The following is a 19,967-nucleotide window of genomic DNA, read 5'->3' on the forward strand; positions in this document are numbered from 1 at the left end:
GTATTCAAAGTGCGTGTATGAAGGGCAGCAGGCCCTGATTTGAACCTGCAGGTGCAGGAACTATTCGATGAATACTCAAATCAATTTCGATAACCATAACAACAGGTAATCATGAAAGCACTAGTCAAACTCAAACTCAAACCGGTTTTATTATGCATCTTGTTTTCCGGGCTGGCAGCAGGAAGCATTGCCCAGGATATGAATGACCAAAGTGAGCTGGATAAACGGGTGCAAAAATTCCTGGAAGAACACCGGCAGGAATGGAATGATCTGAACGTGCCTTTTGAGGACGGGCAGGTATTATACGACCTCATTGTGGACAATAACTACCAGTCTGCGTTGGAAATTGGCACTTCCACCGGACATTCGACGATCTGGATCGCCTGGGCGCTCAGTAAGACCGGCGGCAAGCTCATAACAATAGAAATTGACAAAGAAAGACAGAAGCAAGCCATCGAAAACCTGGAAGCTGCCGGCTTATCCGATTTTGTGGATTTCAGGCTGGGCAATGCCCATCAGCTTGTGAAAGAGCTGGAAGGGCCTTTCGACTTTGTCTTTTCAGACGCGGATAAGGACTGGTACGTGCAGTATTTCAAGGATATTGATCCTAAGCTTGAAGAAGGCGGCCGGTTTACAGCTCATAACGTACTTCAGAACATGAACGGGATACAGGAGTACATGGACTTTGTAAAAAAACAGCAGGGCTACGAAACAATTGTGGACAAGTCCAGCAGCTCGGGTATTGCCATAAGCCTTAAAAAATAGCATGAGAGGCTGGCTGTTTATTATTTTCTTCTTTTATGCCGGAGCGGCGGCGCAGGCTCAGGACAGCATTTTTCTTTTTTCCTATTTCACGGGAAATGGCGAAGACGGCCTGCACCTGGCTTACAGTAAAGACGGTTATCATTTTACCGCCTTGCACAAGGGACAGCCACTATTAAAGCCTGCGGTTGGAAAAGACAGGCTGATGCGCGATCCCTGTATAATAAGGGGCGGTGACGGTCAATTCCATATGGTATGGACGGTAGGCTGGCAGGGGCAGGGGATCGGTTACGCCAGCTCTCCTGACCTGATCCATTGGCCAGTACAAAAGTATATTCCCGTGATGGAGCATGAACCCGCTGCAAGGAATTGCTGGGCGCCGGAAATCACTTATGATCCGGAAGAAGGCCTGTACATGATCTATTGGGCCACTACGATTACCGGCCGTTTTCCGGAAACCCTCGCTGCCGGGGATGATGGGTACAATCACCGTATCTATTATACAACGACAAGGGATTTTAAAAACTTCAGCGAAACGAAATTACTGCTTGAACCGGGATTCAATGTAATTGACGCCACCATTCAAAAATCAGGAAACAGCTACATCATGTTTCTGAAAAATGAAACCCGCCGGCCGGCGGAAAAAAATATACGCTTAGCTTTCGCGGAGGAGCTAACAGGGCCTTATGGCGCTCCCGGGCCGCCGGTGACCGGTAATTACTGGGCAGAAGGCCCTACTGCCGCCCGCCTGGAAGATAACTGGATCGTCTATTTTGACAAATATGTAAAAGGCCGGATGGGAGCTGTTGTTTCGGAAGACCTGGAACGCTGGAAAGATGTTTCGCGCCGGGTCCGTTTTCCCAAAGGAACCCGGCACGGAACGATTGTAAAGATTTCCGGAAAGGAGTTTGAAACATTGAAAAATGCTAATGTCAGCGCTCCATTAAAATACTCGCGGCATTCCCGCCAAAGCCCACCCCGTTTACCAGGATCTTTTTCAGCGGCGCCGTCTGCCGTTGCTGAGCCAGGTAAGGCGGTTGAATAAATTGATCGTGAAGCAGCATAAGCAGGGCCATTTCCATGCTCAATGCGCCGGAAGCGCCAAAAGTATGTCCGATCTTCCATTTGTTGGAAGTTAACAGCGGCTTATGTGTGCCGAATACTGCTTTGATCGCCTCCAGCTCCGCCATATCTCCGCGGATCGTGCCCGGCGCGTGCAGCACAACGGCGCTTACGCTTTCCGGATCATGGCCGTTCAATGCCATTTTCATGGATCGCTGTAAGCAGAGAGCGTCCGCTGACAGAGAAGCACCGTGCGTCATTACCTCCGTACCGTAGCCAATACCGCTGACATAAGCCAACGCCCCTTCAGTATCCTTTTCCAGGCAAAAGCAGGCGGCGCCCTCCCCAAGGATCATGCTGCTTTGTGTCTTTTCAAGATCCATGGAACGGCAGGGATACTGATCATCAAGTCTTGAATACACTTTCAATGCCTTCATCTGCGCCAGGGTAAAAGGAGTTAGCGGAGCTTCGCTTCCGCCGGCGAGAAACCGGGTGCAATGTCCTGATCTTAGCCATACAACCGCGTTAATGATGGAATGCATAGCGGTAGAACAGGTGATCGAATGGGAGATAGCCGGCCCGCTCACATTTAAATCGGAAGCCGCCCAGCCTGCGATATTCCCAAGCGTAGTACCAGGCGAGGTTAATGGGTCGGTAAACTGCCGCCCGTTTTCAAGGAATTGCTCGTGGTATTTTTCAAAAGCGGTGGTAGCGCCGCGGGAAGATCCTATATTGATTCCCAGATCATCAATACCGACCCAGCCTGCCTGCTGCACGGCATTCCTGGAAGCGGCAATCGCGTATCTTACGCTGGGATCCAGTTGCTGGTACTTTAATTTTTCTTCGGCTAATGCATCGATCTGCGACTGGCTCTCCCCGGACAGGGGCGCTATCCAATCGCTGTTTTCGCTAAAGCCGGCTTTGGTAAAACAATGTGCATTGTCCCGGTAGCGTTCCCAGGCGCCTTCTCCGTTTATGCCTAAGGCCGAAATACTGCCCCAGGCCGCGATGCCTATTTTGTCAATCCTTTCCATCGTTGGCAAAGATATTCAGATTTCATCCAAAACCCGTATTTTGGAACCTGGAACCGGCAGAAGGCCGGCCAATAAAATTCAGCAATGATTACAGGACTAAAGGCGGGAATGACCGCAGTAATGCTGCTTCTTATCTTCCATGCAGCTTCCGGGCAGTCTCAGAAACAGGAACAGAAGCAACCGAATATTCTCATTATCATGGCAGATGATATGGGCTATTCAGACCTTGGATGTTATGGCGGGGAAGTAGCGTCGCCCAACCTGGATAACCTGGCGGAACAGGGCCTGCGTTACAAGCAGTTTTATAATGCTGCCCGCTGCTGTCCTTCAAGGGCTGCACTAATGACCGGGCTTTACCCGCACCAGGCGGGCATGGGCTGGATGGCGGCTGCTGATCTGGGTACGCCTGAATATGCCGGCACGTTAAATAACCGGGCGGTAACCATTGCGGAGGTATTAAAAACAGCGGGCTACCGTACCTATATGACCGGGAAATGGCATCTTACGAATGAACGGGAGATTGATGGAAAAGTGACCGGGAGCTGGCCCGTTCACCGGGGATTTGACCGGTATTTCGGTATTATTCCGGGCGGCGCTAATTATTTTACCCCTACCGTTTACAGCAATGATTCCGCCTATAAGGCTCCGGAAGATTTTTACCTGACAAACGCCATTAGTGATACCAGTGTGAAGTATATTAAAGAGCATTTTCAAGATCCCGGCAAGCCCTTTTTTATGTACGTCGCATATACCGCACCCCACTGGCCGCTTCATGCCCTGGAAAAGGAAATTAACAAGTATAAGCAAAGGTACCGGCAGGGCTGGGATGCGATCCGGAAGAAACGGTTTGAACGGCAGCAAAATATAGGCCTGTTCAGCAAAGACACCAGGATGGCGGAACGTGACGCTGTTGTTCCCGCCTGGAACGAACTCAACCCGGAAAAGCAGGAAGAAATGGCGATGCGCATGGCCATTTATGCCGCCCAGATAACGATTATGGACCAGGGTATTGGCAGAATCATAGACAAACTAAAGGAAACCGGGCAGCTGGACAATACCCTGATATTTTTCCTGAGTGATAACGGCGCCTGCGCGGAATTCATCAGCAGCGGAAAAAGCAAAAAAGTGGACGGAACAAAGGACACCTTTGAAAGTTACCGGATAAGCTGGGCCAATGCGGGAAGCACGCCTTTCCGGGAATACAAGCATTATACCCATGAAGGAGGCATTGCTACGCCGCTCATCGTACATTGGCCGGCAGGCATAAAAGAAGCGCTGAATAATACTTTAGTGAGCGAATACGGCCATATTACGGATCTGATGGCTACCTGTATCGACGTGTCGGGGGCCGCCTACCCGCGCCGGTATAAAGGCGTTGACATTCATCCCCTTGAAGGAAAAAGCCTTGTGCCGCATTTTTCAGGCAAGACAACTGATCGCGGAAAAGTGTTTTGGGAGCATGAAGCCAATATAGCCATGCGGGACGGCAAGTGGAAACTGGTAGCAAAAACGCTTCAGGACGAAAAACTGGACACCAGCCGCCTGGAGTTGTATAATTTGGAAGAGGACCCGGTGGAACAACATAACCTGGCGGCAGAAAAACCCGCGTTGCTCCGGAAAATGTATACGGAGTGGCTGGAATGGGCAGAAAGAATACATGTTTTTCCTCTGGATACCCGGGAATACGGCGCCCGGATGCAAGCCTACAGGCGGATGGTCAACGGGACCTTCGATGATAACCTTGGCGGGTGGAAGCTGCCCGGAAAAGGGACCGTGGTAACCATAGATACCACCGGCAAAATTTCCGGCGGCAAATCTGCCCGTATACGGGTGCAGAAGCAGGAAGGGCGTTCGCCGGCCGTCATGGCCTGGCCCTTTAGGGCAAAAAAAGGCGAATCGTTTTCAATCCGTTTTCTGGCAAGATCGGAAGGGAGCAGCAGCTTCCGGGTAACGCTTGAGCGAACAGGAGCGAACACGGGCAAAATTATTGATGAACAAGTACGCGTTAGCCCGCAAACGGGCGAATTCATTTTCAAATCCGCCGCGGTGCCTGAACCCGGTAATTACCGGATCGCATTTTATACCGGGAACCAGCATTCATCCAGCGGAGAAGACATTTGGATCGATGACATAAAATTGATCGCGGATGAAATGTAGGCTTTTTCTCAGTTTACTTTTATTGCCTTCCCTGTCTGCGCCGGCGTATGCTCAACAGACGACAAAGAAGCCCAATATTATTTTTATTATGGCGGATGATCTGGGCTGGGGAGAGCTTGGCTGTTATGGAAATACGTTCAATGAAACACATTACCTGGACAGCCTGGCCGCGCTTGGAACCAGGTTTACCCAGGCATATGCCGCCGCACCCGTTTGCTCACCCACGCGGGCAAGCCTGTTAACCGGGCAGTATCCGGCCAGGGTTGGCATAACCGATTTTCTTCCCGCCAAAACATCCCGTTACCTTGATCCTTCGGCTTATCTGACCATCAACGAAGTCCTGGCCCAAGCGGGATATCATACCGGTATCATCGGCAAATGGCACCTGGATACGGATTTTAACCAGCATCCGGGCGGGCCCGCCGAACATGGTTTTGATGAGGTGATCGGGTCGGAAACGAAATATATTGCCGACGGAGATTATTTCTTCCCGTATGATAAGATCGGCACCTTTGAAACCGGGAAAGAAAACGAATACCTCACGGACAGGCAAAGCCAGGAGGCTTGTATGTTTATCGAGCGGAACAAAGAGGCTCCGTTTTTCCTTTATTTTAGTTATTACAGCGTCCATACCCGGCTGGAAGCGCCTGCGGAACAGGTGGAAAAATACACCGCGAAACTTAATAACGGAACAAAAGAAGCGAAAGGGAATCCGGTTCTTGCCGCTATGCTGGAACGTATTGACGCGGGAGTAGGAGCGATCATGAAGGCGCTGGAGGAAAACGGCCTTGCTGAAAATACCTTGCTCGTCTTTTTCTCTGATAACGGCGGCGCCGGAAAGGTGGGCAATAACGGAAACCTGAGGTCGGGAAAAACCTGGCTATACGAAGGCGGAATAAGGGAACCCCTGCTGGTTTGCTGGCCGGGTAAGGTAGAAGCGGGCCGGGTCAGCGATGTGCCGGTGTACAGCGTCGATTTCTATCCGACTTTTGCGGCGCTGGCTGGTGCCGGATTGCCTGCAGCTTATCCTGGTGACGGACAGAACCTGCTGCCACTCCTTACGGGAAAGGGTGTTCCGGCGCGAGATGTTTTTTTCTGGCATTATCCATCCGAAACAGGAAAATGGAACAGGAGAATGGCGAGCGCTGTCAGAAAGGGTAACTATAAACTGCTGGAATTTTATGAAGACCAGCGCATTGAACTTTATAACCTGGAAAAAGACCCGGGAGAAACAAACAACCTGGCAGATTCACTGCCGGGAAAAGCTGCCGGGCTTAAGAAACTACTGCATGTATGGCTGAAGGAAGTAAACGCGGAAAAGCCGGTTTTAAAAGTTGCTTCACCATAATTCAGCAAGCATGTCCGCAATTATCCGGTGTCCTTTATCCGAAGGGTGCAGGCCGTCGTAGGTCATATTGACCGCTTCCGGCGGATAGGGATATTCATCGCTTTCGGGATCAAAGGGGACAGTCGTGTAGGCGGGGAAGGTATAATTTTTATACGCTCCGCTCGCCGGATCTTTCAGCCGTTTAAAATTGACCATGTTTTCCATATTGATCCCGCTGTCGTGATAAAGGTCCAGCACCGGGAACTTTTCAAGTTTCCCGATTTCAATAACCGCATTGGCGAATTGTTCCAGCGTTTGCCCGTTTTTCGGTTTATAAGAGCCATGCGCATTATTGTTGGGATCGTTGATATACACAAAATCCCCCCTTTGCATCGGCGTAATAAGGATGATCCTTGCTTTTTTATTCAGCTGTTTTAATTTGTCTGTAATGATCCGGAAAGCGCCGTAAACGGTGCCGCTTCCTGCATTCCCATTGTAGTCGGTAAGCGTCCCAATGGGCTTACCCTGCCACCAGTCATTGGTTCCGAGGAAAACGGTGTACACATCCGCCTTCACCAGCCCGATGGATGCTATTTTATCAGCGATATTGATAGACGTCCAGCCGTTATGCCCCTGGTTGATATATTTTACGTGGGGAAACCGCTCGCTGATCAAGGTCAGGTAGCCCTTATGAAGCCGGTTCCCGGTTTCGTCCTGGTGATCGTTAAGGTAAGTAATAGAATCGCCGATCGCCACCCAGGTAGTTTCCCGTGGCGCAGCCGCAAGGCAAATAAAGATCAAAAATGCGGGGAACAGGAATCTTTTCATAATTTGTCTGTTGCAACGTGATAGGTTAAAGAACCGCTGCTTAATCTTTCCCGAACAGTAAAAAATGCTGAATGTGAAGCGAGTTGTCTTGTTTTATCAATTTGAAGCCGTTGGCTGTTAACTCTTTGCTGGCCTGGGCAACGGTCATTTTATGCAGCGGCCGTATGGCTACCTCCGGGTCTTCGGCCTTGTACTCGATCAGGAGCAGTTTTCCCGAGGGCTTGAGGGCCTTGTGCATTGCCTGCAGCATTTCCTGCGGATAGAGCAGTTCATGATACACATCCACCATGATGATCAGGTCAACGGAACCCGAAGGGAGGTTGGGAGATTTTTCGCCGCCCTTGATTACTTCCACGTTGGCGGCTTGTTGGGCCTTCTTCTTTTCTTTTAGCCGCCGGACGAATTCATCCTGGATATCCACGGCATAGACCTTTCCCCCGGGGATCATTTCTGCAATTTTAAAGGTGTAATAGCCGGTACCCGCGCCTACGTCAGCCACCACGCTGCCTGGCTGAAGGGGAAGTTTGCTGATGGTGCGATTACTGTTCTCTTCCTGCTGGCGGCTGCTGCGTTCGAGCCAGGCGGCTCCCGCGGCGCTCATAATACCCGCTATTTCCCGGCCCATATAGAATTTTCCGGTGCCCCCGGAGCTGCTTTCTCTGAATTCATAGGGCGCCGTTTGCGATGGCGCTGCCTGCGCCAGGAGGGAAGGGCCTGGAATAATGAATGCGGAAATAATGAACGCGAAAATGAAGGTGATCAATAACGCGTGACGATTCAGGCGGTGCATACTTTCAGATTTATCTACCTGTGAAGATACCGCGAAAAAATTAAAAAAGAGGCTGCCTTTTTGGACAGCCTCTTTTTAATCGTCAGCGGGTCAACTTAACCCGGATGCTTAACCGGGATCAGCTTATTCCTTTGTCAACCTAAAATCGGCAAAGTGATAAATAATATCCGCCGGAGGAGCAAAAGTCAGGGATGGCTCTCCGCCAATATTCATCACGATCACGCGGCTGTGGCGGTTAAGGGCTTCGGAAAGGTCAACGGTTACTTCCGTCCATTTTTCCAGGTCAGCATCAGCAATTTTGAAATCGTCCGCGCTGGGCGCCCAGTATTCCTGGCCGAAATCGCTGTTGCTTTTGAATGCCCACATATAATTCATAAACCGCGGCCATAAGCGTTGGTAAGGGGCATATGCGCCGTTGAAGTTTGCCGCCGCCGGAGCATACACTTTAAACTTCAGGTACTTGTACTCTTCCACATTGAATTTGTATTCTTTTGGAAGGGCAAAGGCAAAGGATGCGCTTCTGGCTTTAAGCGTTGCTTTGAGTACATTTTCCATGCCGCTGCCGGAAGGATCAGGCGCCGGGAATACGTAATCCATTTTCCAGGCATTTGACTGTACCTGGCCGTCCACGAAGAAGTTGTGAGGGATGGCTACTTCATCCGGGAGGTCAACGAGTTCAACAACACCGCTTTCGACGTAGGGCGCCAGCAGGGCGTCCAGGCCCATGGAATGAGGAGCATAGCGAACTTTTTCCAGGATTCCCGCTTCCAGCAGGTCTTTCAGGCTTTGTGTGTTTACTGACGAAACATCGGAAACTTTCCGCATGAATGGAACCCAATCACCACCTCCGACTTCGCTGTACCCGCCGTTATTGTCATAACCCAAAGTAGGCAGGGGGAAAAGGCCTTCTCCTGTCAGGTCCAGTTCTTTCAGGTTAGGAAAATAGAAAATATCCTGGAGGGAATTGGCATGGATAGGATACACCAGCTTGGTTATTGAAGCGACGCCATCAGCGGTAAACTCACTAACGCCGTTTGCCATGAGAACTTCTCTTTCAGAAGGCGAAAAAGGAGTACTGCTGGTAGGTATCCCGAATTCAAGCGGCTGGGAAAGGATAATAGTATCGATAATTGGTACGCCGTTTACCTTAGGAATCACTTTGTATTCCATAGCTACCGTTGCCGGTTGACCTGACTCCAGGTTTGCGATAAAGAAGCGGGAATCCTGCCCTCTTTCGCCCTCCCGGACAACGCCGTCTTTGTCGGTGTATTTGAAGGACAAGCCATAATAGTCCATCACTACGGACGACAAGCCGCTGGGCCAGTCGATAACCGCCGCGGAAGGGGAGGCCATGATCCTTGGCGAGGGCGGGCGAAGGGTGTTCAGATCTGCTGCGGTATAAGGTATCAGCGCTATTTCCTGGGGAACTGAAGGATTGTTGAACTCGTCCACGGTATAAATCCTGAACCGGTACAGTTTAGGCTGCGTAAGGTCGGTAATATTTACCCAGGAGACTAACGAGTCAAGTGTGATGACCTTGTCTTCGTATTCAATCACCGTTTTCACGGCTTTTCCCATATTTATTTCGGCGGAGGGGATCCGTCCCGCCTTCATCAGGTCTATTTCAACCCTTTCATACCCGATATGGCCTACAATGGTGTCATATTTGGCAGGATAGACGACTTCGCCGGAGTATTCCTCCAGGGTGTCGTACATGCCGTCGCATGAACTCAGAAGCACTGCGAAAGCTGCTATCAAAAATAATAATTGATGTCGCATGGTTTAAATCTCTTATTGTTTATAAACACCTCTTAATTGCTTTTGCGGCCAAAAAGCGTGATCTCAGACAAGCAGTTGGCATCATCCAGCGTATAGTTCCCGTTGAAGCTCTTCACGGCTTCGTAACGGAACCAGCGGGTGGGCTTGGTGTATTGCGGATCATCCGGGAACATATAGGCCATATCGCCTGCTTCGCCCTTCTTTACGAATTCAATCTCGCTTAGTCCTACTGGTACGGGTATTTTATGCTGGTTAATCTGCACCCATTCATCGACATCCTCATCCCATATATACATGTTGTAAATACCTACATTCTCATTCCGGTAATACTGCCCGCGGGAAATATTGGCTAAGCCTCCCGAATGCCTTTGTACCGTGATGATACGGCTGAGTTCGTAATAATCGCCAAGGTCAATGATATAATTCCAGGGCATATTTCCGTCCTCAGAATTGCCTGTGCGGCCCCGGCTATGGGTATGCATGAAATTGAGATTGTCGCCCTGGTCTATAATTCCGTCGATGACGTATCTCGCACGGCCTTCCAGCCCGTCTCCAAAGCACATGGGTACACCGCCGATGGAATCGTTGGCGTTGGGCAGCACCCAGTTATCTTTCGGTATTTCGATATCCTCGTATAAGGAGATCTGTCCTTTGTCGATCATTTCGGTCGCATTCCCGAACATATCCTCTACCCGCACGCTTACGCTTACTTTTTCTTCCGGCGAAAGGAAAAGATCATTGATGAACCGCCTGTCTTCAGCAAGGTTGGAAGAGAACACGGAGGTGAATTCGCGGGGTGTGCCGTCGACCGTATATTTAAAATTCACATATACATTAATGTTCTGCTCCAGTTCATTGGTCCAGTCAAGAAAAAATGAACTGAAACCCGGTTTTACCTCCATTGATTCAGCTACCCGGGTATAAGCCGGTTCCAAGGGGGTAACGGAAACGTTAACAGCTTCCGAACGATTGCCGGCGCGGTCAACGGCAAATAACTGTACCGTATATTCTTCGGTGTCCGCAAACCCGTACACTTCCAGGGAATCTGCAAAGTAGGAAGCGGAAAATGTAAACGACTTATCATTTGCATTGGTATATACCGCCTCTACACCCAGAAGGTCTTCATCATGCGGAGGCGTATAGTAGAACCTGGCGCCTCCGTAAAGGGGCTCATACACTACGTCAGTGACTATTCCCGGGGCAGTTGTATCGTCGCTGTTTGCCTGGAACCTTCCTTCTTCCTTACAGGATGTAATGCTTAGCAGGAAGGCAGCGAACAGGTATAAATATAATTTCGTTTTCATAAAAATCTTCTTTTACTTATTCATTTATTGTCCTACCAACCCGGGTTTTGAATGAGCTTGCCGTTCGTATTCAATTCGTTAAGATCGATGGGCCAGAGGCAATCTGTAATAGTGAATCTCCTGGGCTGCTTCACCTCAAGGATGAAAAACGACTCGCCGGTAGTGCCTGTATGCGTCCATCCCCAGATAGGCGTCGAGAACTCAGACGTAGCCCGCTTATGACGGAGCATATCCCAGAAGTGACTGCCTTCGAAGGCCAGCTCAATACTTCGCTCCTGGAGAATGATATCCCTCATGCCTTCCTTCGTCTTGTGCTTATTGACTGTCTTTGCAATGGTAGCGTCTGACCATACGTCCTCCACATCAGGGATCCCGGCCCGTTCGCGTACCAGGTTTACCAGGTCATAAACTTCCTGCGTAGGAACATCATTGTATTCGTTCAGCGCTTCGGCCTTCATCAGGTAAAGATCCGCCATGCGAATAATAGGGTAGGGGTACTTGATGGTCCGCTGCCAGGCGCCGGACTGCGATTCGGGGTGGACGAATTTTTGTACGCCGATTCCCGTAGCAAGAAAGTCAGTGGAGTGCTGTGAGGAATTGAAACCGCCGTCGGAACTGGCGTACATCATGGTGTTGATCCTCACAGTATGTGCCCGCCAATATCCGCCGGTGATCCCTAAATTCGCGTAGAAACGGGGCTCGCGGTTCATGTACAGCCGGATAGTTTCCGCACCGGGCTGCATAATGCCGCGGAGTTCGTCGTATTCGGCGTCAAGTTCGCCCGGAGTGGTGATGATCTCATGCCGGGTATTCATATTAAAGGTAAGGTCTTCCGTAATAGGAAGTCCGTTTTCCGTATAATACCTTTCGGCCATCCGGTAGGTGGCGCCCATCCACTGCCATGAAAATCCTGCATTGTTGACTACGCCGTCGCCATAGCCTTCCGGCAGGCGGATATTGGACGAATGGGCCAGTTCTCCCTGCCCGTAATAATTGATATTGGAATTTCCCCAGACAACTTCCCTGTTCCAGGGATCGCAGACAAGCATCCGCAGGTCATAAAGCGTCTCCATGTTCTCGCGGTTGCTATTGAAAGCTTCCCTGTCGTAAATGAAAGGTTCTTTGTCATAATGGTACAAGCCTAATCCGTTTCCTTCGGCGGTCGCAATCGCATCATTGAGCGCGTCAATAGCGGCTTTCCACTTTTCCTTATCATAATCAAGGGGGAAGAAAGGCTGTCCGTCCGTGTCAAAAAAGTCGCCGAAATACTCCTGGTTGCCATTGAAAAAAGGGCTCGCCCGGAAGAAGAGTACCCTGGCCTTGATTGCTTTGGCAGCTACCTGATCCACCTGGCCAAGCTCGTTTTCGGTCGCCCGCTCCGTCAGGTTAGGAATGGCCTCGTTCATGAGGGTGATAATAAAATTAAAACAGTCTTCCACCTTTGACCGCGGCAGGAACAATTGTTCCGACGTTGCCTCCGGAGTGACCATTTCGGTAGGAAGTACGATGGGTCCGTACCGCTGAACCAGCAGGAAGGCATAATAGCCTTTCAGGAAGGTTACCTGTGCTTTCCAGTCCTTTTTTTCCTGGTCGGTCATATCACGCACTTTGTCGATATTGGCCAGGAAGACGTCCGTCTGACGGAGCGCTTCGTATAAAGGCTTTCCGCCCTGTGTACCCGACCATACGCCAAGCTGAGGCGAATTAGCCGACTGAAGTCCGCGCATGATCCGTATTGCCCGAAGGTTTCCGGTAACATCGTTGAGGTCAAGACGCCCGATCCATTCGTCGCCCAGCGTCCAGGTGGTCACGTGGGTTTGGTCATCTGCCGGGAGGTAACTATAAACCTTGGCCAGTGCGTTCCAGGCGTCTTCCTTCAGATTAAAAAGGTTTTCCAGTTTCAGGGTATTGTCCGGAACTACGTCCAGGTATTCGTTACAGGAGGGTGTAAAAGCAACCACCCAGCTCAGTAATAATATTTTCTTAAAAATTTTCATGTCTCTCTTGTTATTTCGTTAGAATGACAACTGAACGCCCACGTTAAACCGTTTGTTGGGAGGGTAGCCCAATCCTTTGCGGCCCATTTCGGGGTCCCATAAGCCGAAGGGACTGAATACGGCGGCGTTTTCCATGCTGAAATAGACCCGGCTGCCCGGCTCAAAGCCAAGTTTCTCCAGGCCTTTGGGGCTGTAGCCCAGCTCAACTGATTTCAGGCGAAGGAAAGAAGCATCCCGAAGCCACCAGGAAGACTGCTGAACGTTATTATCCAGCGGATCGGTGGACAGGCGAGGCCAGAATGCATGAACATCCGGATTTGTCTCGCTCCAGTAGTCTTCAGCGACGACAGCAAGCGCATTGCGCCTCAACACAAAGGGAGCGATACCTTCAAGTCCGTCGTTGCCACCGCCCACGTCGGGGTTGATGAAGAAGGAAACACGGGAGTTCCCCTGGAAAAAGAAAGAAAAGTCGAAGTTTTTATATCCGGTGGATAGCCCGAAACCGTATTGGATCTCAGGAATAGTGGGAAAGCCCAGCGGAACACGGTCATTGCTGTTGATGATCCCGTCTCCGTTAATATCCTTATACTTGATATCGCCGGCCATATACCGGCCGAAATCCTGTTTCGGCGAATTCGCAATTTCCTGCTCATCCACAAAAAGCCGTTCAGCTACCAGGCCCCATTGCTGGTTGATGTTATGGCCAAGGCGTTTCAGGTATTCATCAGGGTAATCTTTTTCGTCCAGCTCCAGGTATTCATTCGTTGCATAGGTTAAGTTTACCCGGCCGGTCATCCAGAAGTCGGAGCTGAAGAAGCGCTGGTAGTCGATGGAGCCGTCTACACCCCATGATCTTGCCTTGCCCACGTTTCCGCTGATCCCTGCTTCCAGGCCGGCAGTAGAAGGGAAGTTTTGCCGGGCCATATAGATATTACTCCTGACATCATTAAAGACATCGGCCTGGATCTTCAGGGATTCTTCCAGCAAGCCGAGGTCCATGCCCAGATTCCATTTCTCGGAAACCTCCCAGGTAATATCTGGGTTGGCATACCGGTTAATGGAATACCCGTCATAGGCATTCATAAAGGAAGATCCCCAGCGGTAAGCGCCGCCGCCTAAGGAGATATCGGACAGGTAGAAGAACCGGTCGCGCCTTTCAGCAATGGCGTCATTCCCCACACGTCCCCAGGTGGCTCTTAATTTCAGGGAACTGATCAGTTCCATCTTTTCGGGCCAGAATTTTTCATTGGTGATCATCCAGCCAGCACCGAATGAAGGAAAGAATCCGTATTTTTTATCACCGGCGAACTTTTCGGACCCGTTGTAGCCATAAGCAAATTCAAAGAAGTAACGATCGTCATAGCCATACGAAAGCCTTCCTGAGTTGCCCATATTTTTTTCAGGAAGGGTTTCATAAATGGACGTACTGATTCCGGCGGTAAGCAGTTTTTCTTCCATCATGCCCACGGTCATGGCGCCAACGGTATGTTTTCCGAACTGCCGGTCCCAGTTGGCACGCGCCTCAAAATAATAATGGCCGTCCGCGTTTCTGCCCGGAATAACGTTTCCTAAATAAGCCTGACCGCCGGTAGGGTTCAGGGCGAAAAGTTTATACTCCTCTGTGATCTGGTTATAGGATTCCAGCTCGTAGTAGAAAGGTGAATAACTCCTCCTGCTGGAGTAAAAGCTCCAGGTATTGACCGAAGCTTTTCCCTGTATTCTTAATCCTTCGGTAATGAATTTCAGATCTTGCTGAATGGTAGCCTGGGCCGCGATCTTGCTTTCATTACGGTCTTCATATCCCCGTACCATGGATGCATAGGGATTAGGTTTTATTATCCCGTTTGCAAAAGTGCTTCCGAAAAGGATATGGTCGGTGAACTCGTTTTCCGCATCGGGTTCATATACAGCGGGAAAGTCTACCGGGTTGCTGAACATAACCATTCCGAACACATCAGCTGCCGATTCATAAGGGCCGGTGTATCGTTCGAAGCGCCCCTGCAGCCTGGTATCCAGGGTAGTGGTAGGAGATAATTTGAATATAACATTGGAACGAATAGAAAGCCGGTTGATATCAATGTTGTTATTGAAATTATTTCGTTTATCTACCCTGAGCAAACCGGTTTCTTTATCATACCCTGTGGACACATAATAAGTGGCTACCTTCCCACCGCCGGATACATTTACATTGGCTTTGGTATTTATGGTGAATTTGTTGAATAAGGCATCGTACCAGTCCACATTTGGAAACATCATCGGATTCTCACCATTCATGGTGGACTGAATTTTCTGTTCGCTGTAATAGGGCCCCAGAATAGGATCCCGGGAAATACGCGCCTCGTTGTACATTCTCATGTACTCTACGCCGCCGACCATTTCCGGCACCAGTGTAGGCATAGCGGTACTTACGTCTACCCGGGCGTTTAATTTTACCGGCCCTTCCTGGCCCGCCTTGGTAGTGACCATGATGATACCGTTTGCCCCGCGTGCGCCATACAATACCGTCGCAGAGGCATCTTTCAGGATAGAAAAACTTTCAATATCATCCGGCTGCAACCTTGCCAGGTCATCTGTGGAGGCTTCAAAACCATCAATCAGGATAAGCGGCGAGGTTTTATACCCAAAGGTAGTTACCCCGCGAACGAAGAACTGGGCGTTATCCGCTCCGGGCTCCCCGGTTGCCTGGTAAGAGATGATACCGGGTATCTTTCCTGCAAAACTGCTGGTAAGGTTGGATGCTGGCGTACGCAGATCTTTTACGTTTACCGAATGTACTGAGGAAACCATACTTGATTTCTTCTGCGTACCGAAAGCGACCACCGCAACTTCTTCCAGGAGGCTTTCATCATTGTACATCAGGATTTCCAGGATATTTCGCTCGCCAACAGCTTCCTTTACCGTTTTTTTACCGATAAGCGAAAAAACCAGCGTGTCGCCAACGCTGGCTTCCAGCTGAAATTCACCGTTCAGGTCAGTAGATGTTCCGGCTGCATTTCCCTGGATGTTTACACTCACCCCGGGTAATCCGGTCCCATCACTGCCGTCCTTCACAATACCCGATATAGGTTTAGTTTGTGCGAAACATATGCCATGCAGCAACAGCAATAAAAAGGCAGTTCCAATCAGTTTCATAATAAAGGTTTTTAACAATAGAAATACTTTTTAAGGGGTTCTAAGAATTCCGGAAGAAACAGCAACACACTGCTTCCCGCTCATTATTTAATAATTCAGAGGCTGCATTTTTCAAGAGTAAACAGAAAGGAGCATTTCCCGGCGGGATGCCTGGGTGCGAAATAAGCAAATATGTGAGGAGAGTAAAGGTTTTATTTCCATATTATAAACTAGTTTGGTTTTGGGTCTATCTGGCAAAGATGTGAAATAAATTATTTTCAACAAAAATTAAATTATCGAAACCGTGTTGATCCCGCATTTTTGCCAGCATCGCAAAAAATCGAAAGCAAATGAGCGAATTATTTGGGTATTGTCAAAAGAGGCGCGCCTAAATTGATGATTTGTTAATCGAGTCGAAACAAAGTATAAGCGAAACAAATAAAAGGAAAGCCCGCTATTTCTTCTTCGCCTTGCGACAACACCAATAAATATAATAATGCAATATAGTTGCAATTAAAAACACAATCGTTATTTTTGTAAAAAACAATGGAATCATGACAACTGATAAAGACTTTGACATAATTATTATCGGTGGGAGCTATGCAGGCCTTTCTGCAGCTATGGCATTGGGGCGTTCCTTGCGGAAGGTGCTGATCATTGACAGCGGCCAGCCCTGTAACAAGCAAACTCCACACTCACATAATTTCATCACCGGGGACGGGGAAAGGCCTGCGGCGATTGCCGTTAAGGCAAGGGAACAGGTGCTTAACTATGAAACGGTGACTTTTCAGCCTGGCCTGGTAACCGAAGGCAGCGGAAAAAATAACGCCTTCGAAATTAAAACCGGGGAGGGCCTCCGCTTCTCCGCGAGGAAATTGCTTTTCGCTACGGGACTCAAAGATATACCGCCTCCCGTAGAAGGTTTTGCGGAATGCTGGGGTATCTCGGTACTGCATTGCCCTTACTGTCACGGATATGAAGTCCGGGGAGAAAGAACAGGGATCCTGGCTAATGGCGACATGGCTGTTGATTTTGCGAGATTGATCAGTAACTGGACGAGTGATCTGACCGTATTCACGAATGGCAATTCCGGCCTGAGTGAAGAACAGTCCGCTATAATCGCTGCGGCCGGAGTCCGGGTAATAGAAAAGGAGATCCTGCGCATTGAACATGAAGCGGGAAAGATAGGCCAGCTGGTATTTACGGATGGCAGCAAAGAGCCTGTTACCGCCCTTTATGCCCGCCCTGGTTTCACGCAGCATTGCCCGGTTCCTGAATTATTGGGTTGCGAACTTACCGAACAGGGCTTTATTAAAGTAGATGAAATGAAAAGAACTACCATTCCCGGGGTGTATGCAGCCGGCGACAATACCAGTCCCATGCGGGCGCTTTCCACAGCCATCGCAGCGGGCACAATGGCCGGCGCTGCCCTGAATAAGGAATGGATCGATCAGCGCTTCTGAATTGCCGGCGCTGCCTTGAATACGGAATTGATTAATGAGGTTTTGCTGCAGATTATGCCCTTCCCGGTGAAGCGCCTTTTTTCAAGGTAATTACGGAAATTTCCGGCCATATCCCTACCCGGCCTGAAAATCCGAGAAAACCGAAACCCCGGTTGACATTAATATACCTGGATCCTTTTTGATAAATGCCTGCCCACTGTTTGTAGATATATTTGGCAGGGCTCCATTTAAGCCAGGGAATGTCAATCCCAAACTGCATACCATGCGTATGGCCGGCCAGGGTAAGGTAAACAGGTTTGGCATGGGAGAGTACGCGGGCTTCCCAATGGCTGGGGTCGTGTGACAACAGGATGGAAAATGTGCCTTCATTCACCTGTTCCATCGCTTTATCCAGGTCGCCGTATTGCCGGAAACGCCTTCCCCAGTTCTGAACCCCGGCCAGGTTAATATGCTGCCCGTCCTTTTCCAGCTTTACATGTTCATCAACCAGTAAGCGAAAGCCCATTTCACTTTGAATCTTTTTGAGTTCATTAAGATTAGCTTCTTTCGCCGCTTCTGAAGACCAGTCCATATAGTCGCCGTAATCATGGTTCCCAAGAACAGAGTAGACTCCGAAAGGCGCCTTCAAAGAGGAAAAAATGCCTTTCCAGGGGTTTAACTCCGCAGCTTCGTTGTTGACAAGATCTCCGGTCAGTACCAGCAGGTCGCTATTTTGCGCGTTCGCCAGATCGATTCCACGTTTCACCGCGTCGGCGTCGTTAAAACTCCCGCAGTGCATGTCGGAAAGCTGGGTAATCGTAAAACCGTCAAAGGCGTCAGGCAATTCTTCGAAATACAGCGTATTACGATACACTTTATAATGATAAGCTCCTCTCGTAATGCCAAACAGCACGTAGCCAAAGGGCAAAGCGCTCATGCTCAGCAGGGCCTTGTTGATAAATTTGCGTCGTCCCGGAAGCGCCGGATGCTTCCGGTTGCCGGCCAGGTAACTTCCCAGCCGTGCAAAATCTACCACGAGCAAGAAGGGGAGGATCAGTAATTTCGGAAGGATCGACAACATCATGGGCCCAACCAGTAAAAAGAAAAAGCCCGAAAAAATGCCGGAACCGCTAAGCTTTAAATAGAAAAGCGCGACTATCAGCGCCATGTCATAGATCCAGTAGAATCCGTAAATACTCCTGCGCAAAGGCGGGGAACAGCCGCCTGCCGCACTTTTAAGGACCTGGAAAAAATACAAATCCAGTAAAAGCCAGACCGGGATTATCATTAGAATTCTATCGAGCATATCGCCTGTAAAAATAACAGCAAATTTTAGATTTTCCGGCGGCATGATAATGGTTTCTTCTTTTGAGATGTTAAAGAGTGCATCGTGTTAAGGATAGATTAAATAAAAATGATTATGGAAACTTCAGGCAATCAGCAAAACTCCCCGATGCAAGATCCTGCAAAGCAATATCCGCAGCCACCTTTTCCTGCACAGGAACAGGAAATGCCGGGCTCCGAACAAGAGATGGACCCTAAGCCGGATCATGGTGAGAATTCCTACAAGGGAAGCGGAAAGCTGACGGGGCGCAAAGCACTGATAACCGGGGCGGACTCGGGAATAGGAAAAGCCGTAGCAATAGCTTTCGCGCGCGAAGGGGCCGATGTGCTTATTTCTTATTTGAACGAAGAAGAGGACGCCCGGGAAACGGCCGCCGAGGTGGAAAAAGCCGGGAGGAAAGCCATCCTGGTTCCCGGCGACATCAGCGAGGAGGCTCATTGCAAGCACTTGGTGGAGCAGGCCGTCCGGGAGTTAGGCGGCCTTGACATTCTGGTCAATAATGCAGCATACCAAATGATGCATCAGTCACTGGCGGAAATCTCTTCCGGCGAATGGGATTATACCTTCAAAACGAATGTATATGCGATGTTCTACCTGTGTAAAGCGGCGGAATCTTATCTTCAGCCCGGCAGCTCGGTCATTAATACAAGTTCGGTGAACGCCTACACGCCAAACGCGACGCTCATGCCCTATACAGTCACGAAAGGTGCTATCCAGAACTTTACGTCTACGCTGGCCCAGTTATGGGGCGAAAAAGGCATCCGGGTGAACTGCGTAGCTCCCGGCCCCGTGTGGACACCGCTCATTCCCGGCAGTTTTCCGGCCGAAAAGAACAAGGAATTCGGAAAGAAAACGCCGCTGAAACGGCCCGCTCAACCGGCCGAACTGGCGCCCATTTATGTGCTGCTGGCCGGACAGGATGGAAGCTATATGTCCGGAGCCACCGTTCAGGTGACCGGCGGTATGCCTACGATATAAGCGGAATGCCGCGCTATTAATGTGCGGAGCTTGCCTGCAGCTATGCGGAAC

14 protein-coding genes are annotated in these 19,967 nt (G+C 49.7%); 6 read left to right on the top strand and 8 right to left on the bottom strand.

Annotation, left to right across the window (positions count from 1 at the left end):
* Nucleotides 1-111: 111 nt before the first annotated feature.
* Together FRZ59_RS12485 and FRZ59_RS12490 are read left to right on the top strand one after the other, a co-directional pair.
* Nucleotides 112-765: an O-methyltransferase gene (locus FRZ59_RS12485; protein WP_132128760.1), complete on the top strand. Its 654-nt coding sequence runs from the start codon at nt 112-114 to the stop codon at nt 763-765.
* Between the two features lies 1 nt (nt 766).
* Complete coding sequence (locus FRZ59_RS12490; protein WP_132128762.1) at nt 767-1,807, top strand: glycoside hydrolase family 43 protein; 1,041 nt, start codon at nt 767-769, stop codon at nt 1,805-1,807.
* On the opposite strand, the gene FRZ59_RS12495 is transcribed toward FRZ59_RS12490, so the two are convergent.
* Nucleotides 1,695-2,858 (bottom strand): beta-ketoacyl synthase N-terminal-like domain-containing protein, encoded by a 1,164-nt coding sequence (locus FRZ59_RS12495; protein ID WP_132128764.1) that lies wholly within the window; start codon nt 2,856-2,858, stop codon nt 1,695-1,697. The two genes, FRZ59_RS12490 and FRZ59_RS12495, sit on opposite strands and share 113 nt — an antisense overlap.
* Before the next feature lie 84 nt (nt 2,859-2,942).
* Between FRZ59_RS12495 and FRZ59_RS12500 the strand changes: the two genes are divergently transcribed.
* Both FRZ59_RS12500 and FRZ59_RS12505 read left to right on the top strand, forming a co-directional pair.
* Entirely contained in the window at nt 2,943-5,015 is a 2,073-nt protein-coding gene (locus tag FRZ59_RS12500) for an arylsulfatase (RefSeq protein WP_225975054.1), read from the top strand.
* Complete coding sequence (locus tag FRZ59_RS12505; protein WP_132128766.1) at nt 5,005-6,363, top strand: sulfatase; 1,359 nt, start codon at nt 5,005-5,007, stop codon at nt 6,361-6,363. The genes FRZ59_RS12500 and FRZ59_RS12505 overlap by 11 nt, the downstream gene beginning before the upstream one ends.
* On the opposite strand, the gene FRZ59_RS12510 is transcribed toward FRZ59_RS12505, so the two are convergent.
* The 6 genes from FRZ59_RS12510 to FRZ59_RS12535 form a co-directional block, all read right to left on the bottom strand.
* Nucleotides 6,355-7,170: an SGNH/GDSL hydrolase family protein gene (locus FRZ59_RS12510; RefSeq protein WP_132128767.1), complete on the bottom strand. Its 816-nt coding sequence runs from the start codon at nt 7,168-7,170 to the stop codon at nt 6,355-6,357. The genes FRZ59_RS12505 and FRZ59_RS12510 overlap by 9 nt on opposite strands.
* Before the next feature lie 40 nt (nt 7,171-7,210).
* Complete coding sequence (locus FRZ59_RS12515; protein WP_132128769.1) at nt 7,211-7,960, bottom strand: class I SAM-dependent methyltransferase; 750 nt, start codon at nt 7,958-7,960, stop codon at nt 7,211-7,213.
* 123 nt (nt 7,961-8,083) lie between these two features.
* Entirely contained in the window at nt 8,084-9,739 is a 1,656-nt protein-coding gene (locus FRZ59_RS12520) for a DUF4998 domain-containing protein (RefSeq protein ID WP_207910256.1), read from the bottom strand.
* Between the two features lie 32 nt (nt 9,740-9,771).
* The gene (locus tag FRZ59_RS12525) at nt 9,772-11,043 is read right to left on the bottom strand and encodes a DUF4959 domain-containing protein (RefSeq protein ID WP_132128771.1); all 1,272 of its coding nucleotides are present in this window, start codon (nt 11,041-11,043) and stop codon (nt 9,772-9,774) included.
* Between the two features lie 32 nt (nt 11,044-11,075).
* Complete coding sequence (locus FRZ59_RS12530; protein WP_132128773.1) at nt 11,076-13,040, bottom strand: RagB/SusD family nutrient uptake outer membrane protein; 1,965 nt, start codon at nt 13,038-13,040, stop codon at nt 11,076-11,078.
* Between the two features lie 18 nt (nt 13,041-13,058).
* Complete coding sequence (locus FRZ59_RS12535; protein WP_132128775.1) at nt 13,059-16,172, bottom strand: SusC/RagA family TonB-linked outer membrane protein; 3,114 nt, start codon at nt 16,170-16,172, stop codon at nt 13,059-13,061.
* A gap of 533 nt (nt 16,173-16,705) precedes the next feature.
* Here FRZ59_RS12535 and FRZ59_RS12540 point away from each other — a divergent pair.
* The gene (locus FRZ59_RS12540; protein ID WP_132128777.1) at nt 16,706-17,614 is read left to right on the top strand and encodes an NAD(P)/FAD-dependent oxidoreductase; all 909 of its coding nucleotides are present in this window, start codon (nt 16,706-16,708) and stop codon (nt 17,612-17,614) included.
* Nucleotides 17,615-17,666: 52 nt separating this feature from the next.
* Here FRZ59_RS12540 and FRZ59_RS12545 read toward each other — a convergent pair whose 3' ends face one another.
* Nucleotides 17,667-18,899 (bottom strand): metallophosphoesterase, encoded by a 1,233-nt coding sequence (locus tag FRZ59_RS12545; RefSeq protein WP_132128778.1) that lies wholly within the window; start codon nt 18,897-18,899, stop codon nt 17,667-17,669.
* A 147-nt stretch (nt 18,900-19,046) separates the two neighbouring features.
* On the opposite strand from FRZ59_RS12545, the gene FRZ59_RS12550 reads away from it, so the two are divergent.
* Nucleotides 19,047-19,916 (top strand): SDR family oxidoreductase, encoded by an 870-nt coding sequence (locus FRZ59_RS12550; protein WP_225975055.1) that lies wholly within the window; start codon nt 19,047-19,049, stop codon nt 19,914-19,916.
* Nucleotides 19,917-19,967 lie beyond the last annotated feature (51 nt).

This window comes from Anseongella ginsenosidimutans (assembly GCF_008033235.1).
GTDB lineage: Bacteria > Bacteroidota > Bacteroidia > Sphingobacteriales > Sphingobacteriaceae > Anseongella > Anseongella ginsenosidimutans.

Coding starts and splice junctions, on each gene's coding strand:
- FRZ59_RS12495 (WP_132128764.1), bottom strand. CDS start 2,858: ATGGAAAGGATTGACAAAATAGGCATCGCGGCCTGGGGCAGTATTTCG.
- FRZ59_RS12485 (WP_132128760.1), top strand. CDS start 112: ATGAAAGCACTAGTCAAACTCAAACTCAAACCGGTTTTATTATGCATC.
- FRZ59_RS12515 (WP_132128769.1), bottom strand. CDS start 7,960: ATGCACCGCCTGAATCGTCACGCGTTATTGATCACCTTCATTTTCGCG.
- FRZ59_RS12510 (WP_132128767.1), bottom strand. CDS start 7,170: ATGAAAAGATTCCTGTTCCCCGCATTTTTGATCTTTATTTGCCTTGCG.
- FRZ59_RS12530 (WP_132128773.1), bottom strand. CDS start 13,040: ATGAAAATTTTTAAGAAAATATTATTACTGAGCTGGGTGGTTGCTTTT.
- FRZ59_RS12535 (WP_132128775.1), bottom strand. CDS start 16,172: ATGAAACTGATTGGAACTGCCTTTTTATTGCTGTTGCTGCATGGCATA.
- FRZ59_RS12525 (WP_132128771.1), bottom strand. CDS start 11,043: ATGAAAACGAAATTATATTTATACCTGTTCGCTGCCTTCCTGCTAAGC.
- FRZ59_RS12545 (WP_132128778.1), bottom strand. CDS start 18,899: ATGCTCGATAGAATTCTAATGATAATCCCGGTCTGGCTTTTACTGGAT.
- FRZ59_RS12505 (WP_132128766.1), top strand. CDS start 5,005: ATGAAATGTAGGCTTTTTCTCAGTTTACTTTTATTGCCTTCCCTGTCT.
- FRZ59_RS12540 (WP_132128777.1), top strand. CDS start 16,706: ATGACAACTGATAAAGACTTTGACATAATTATTATCGGTGGGAGCTAT.
- FRZ59_RS12490 (WP_132128762.1), top strand. CDS start 767: ATGAGAGGCTGGCTGTTTATTATTTTCTTCTTTTATGCCGGAGCGGCG.
- FRZ59_RS12550 (WP_225975055.1), top strand. CDS start 19,047: ATGCAAGATCCTGCAAAGCAATATCCGCAGCCACCTTTTCCTGCACAG.
- FRZ59_RS12500 (WP_225975054.1), top strand. CDS start 2,943: ATGATTACAGGACTAAAGGCGGGAATGACCGCAGTAATGCTGCTTCTT.
- FRZ59_RS12520 (WP_207910256.1), bottom strand. CDS start 9,739: ATGCGACATCAATTATTATTTTTGATAGCAGCTTTCGCAGTGCTTCTG.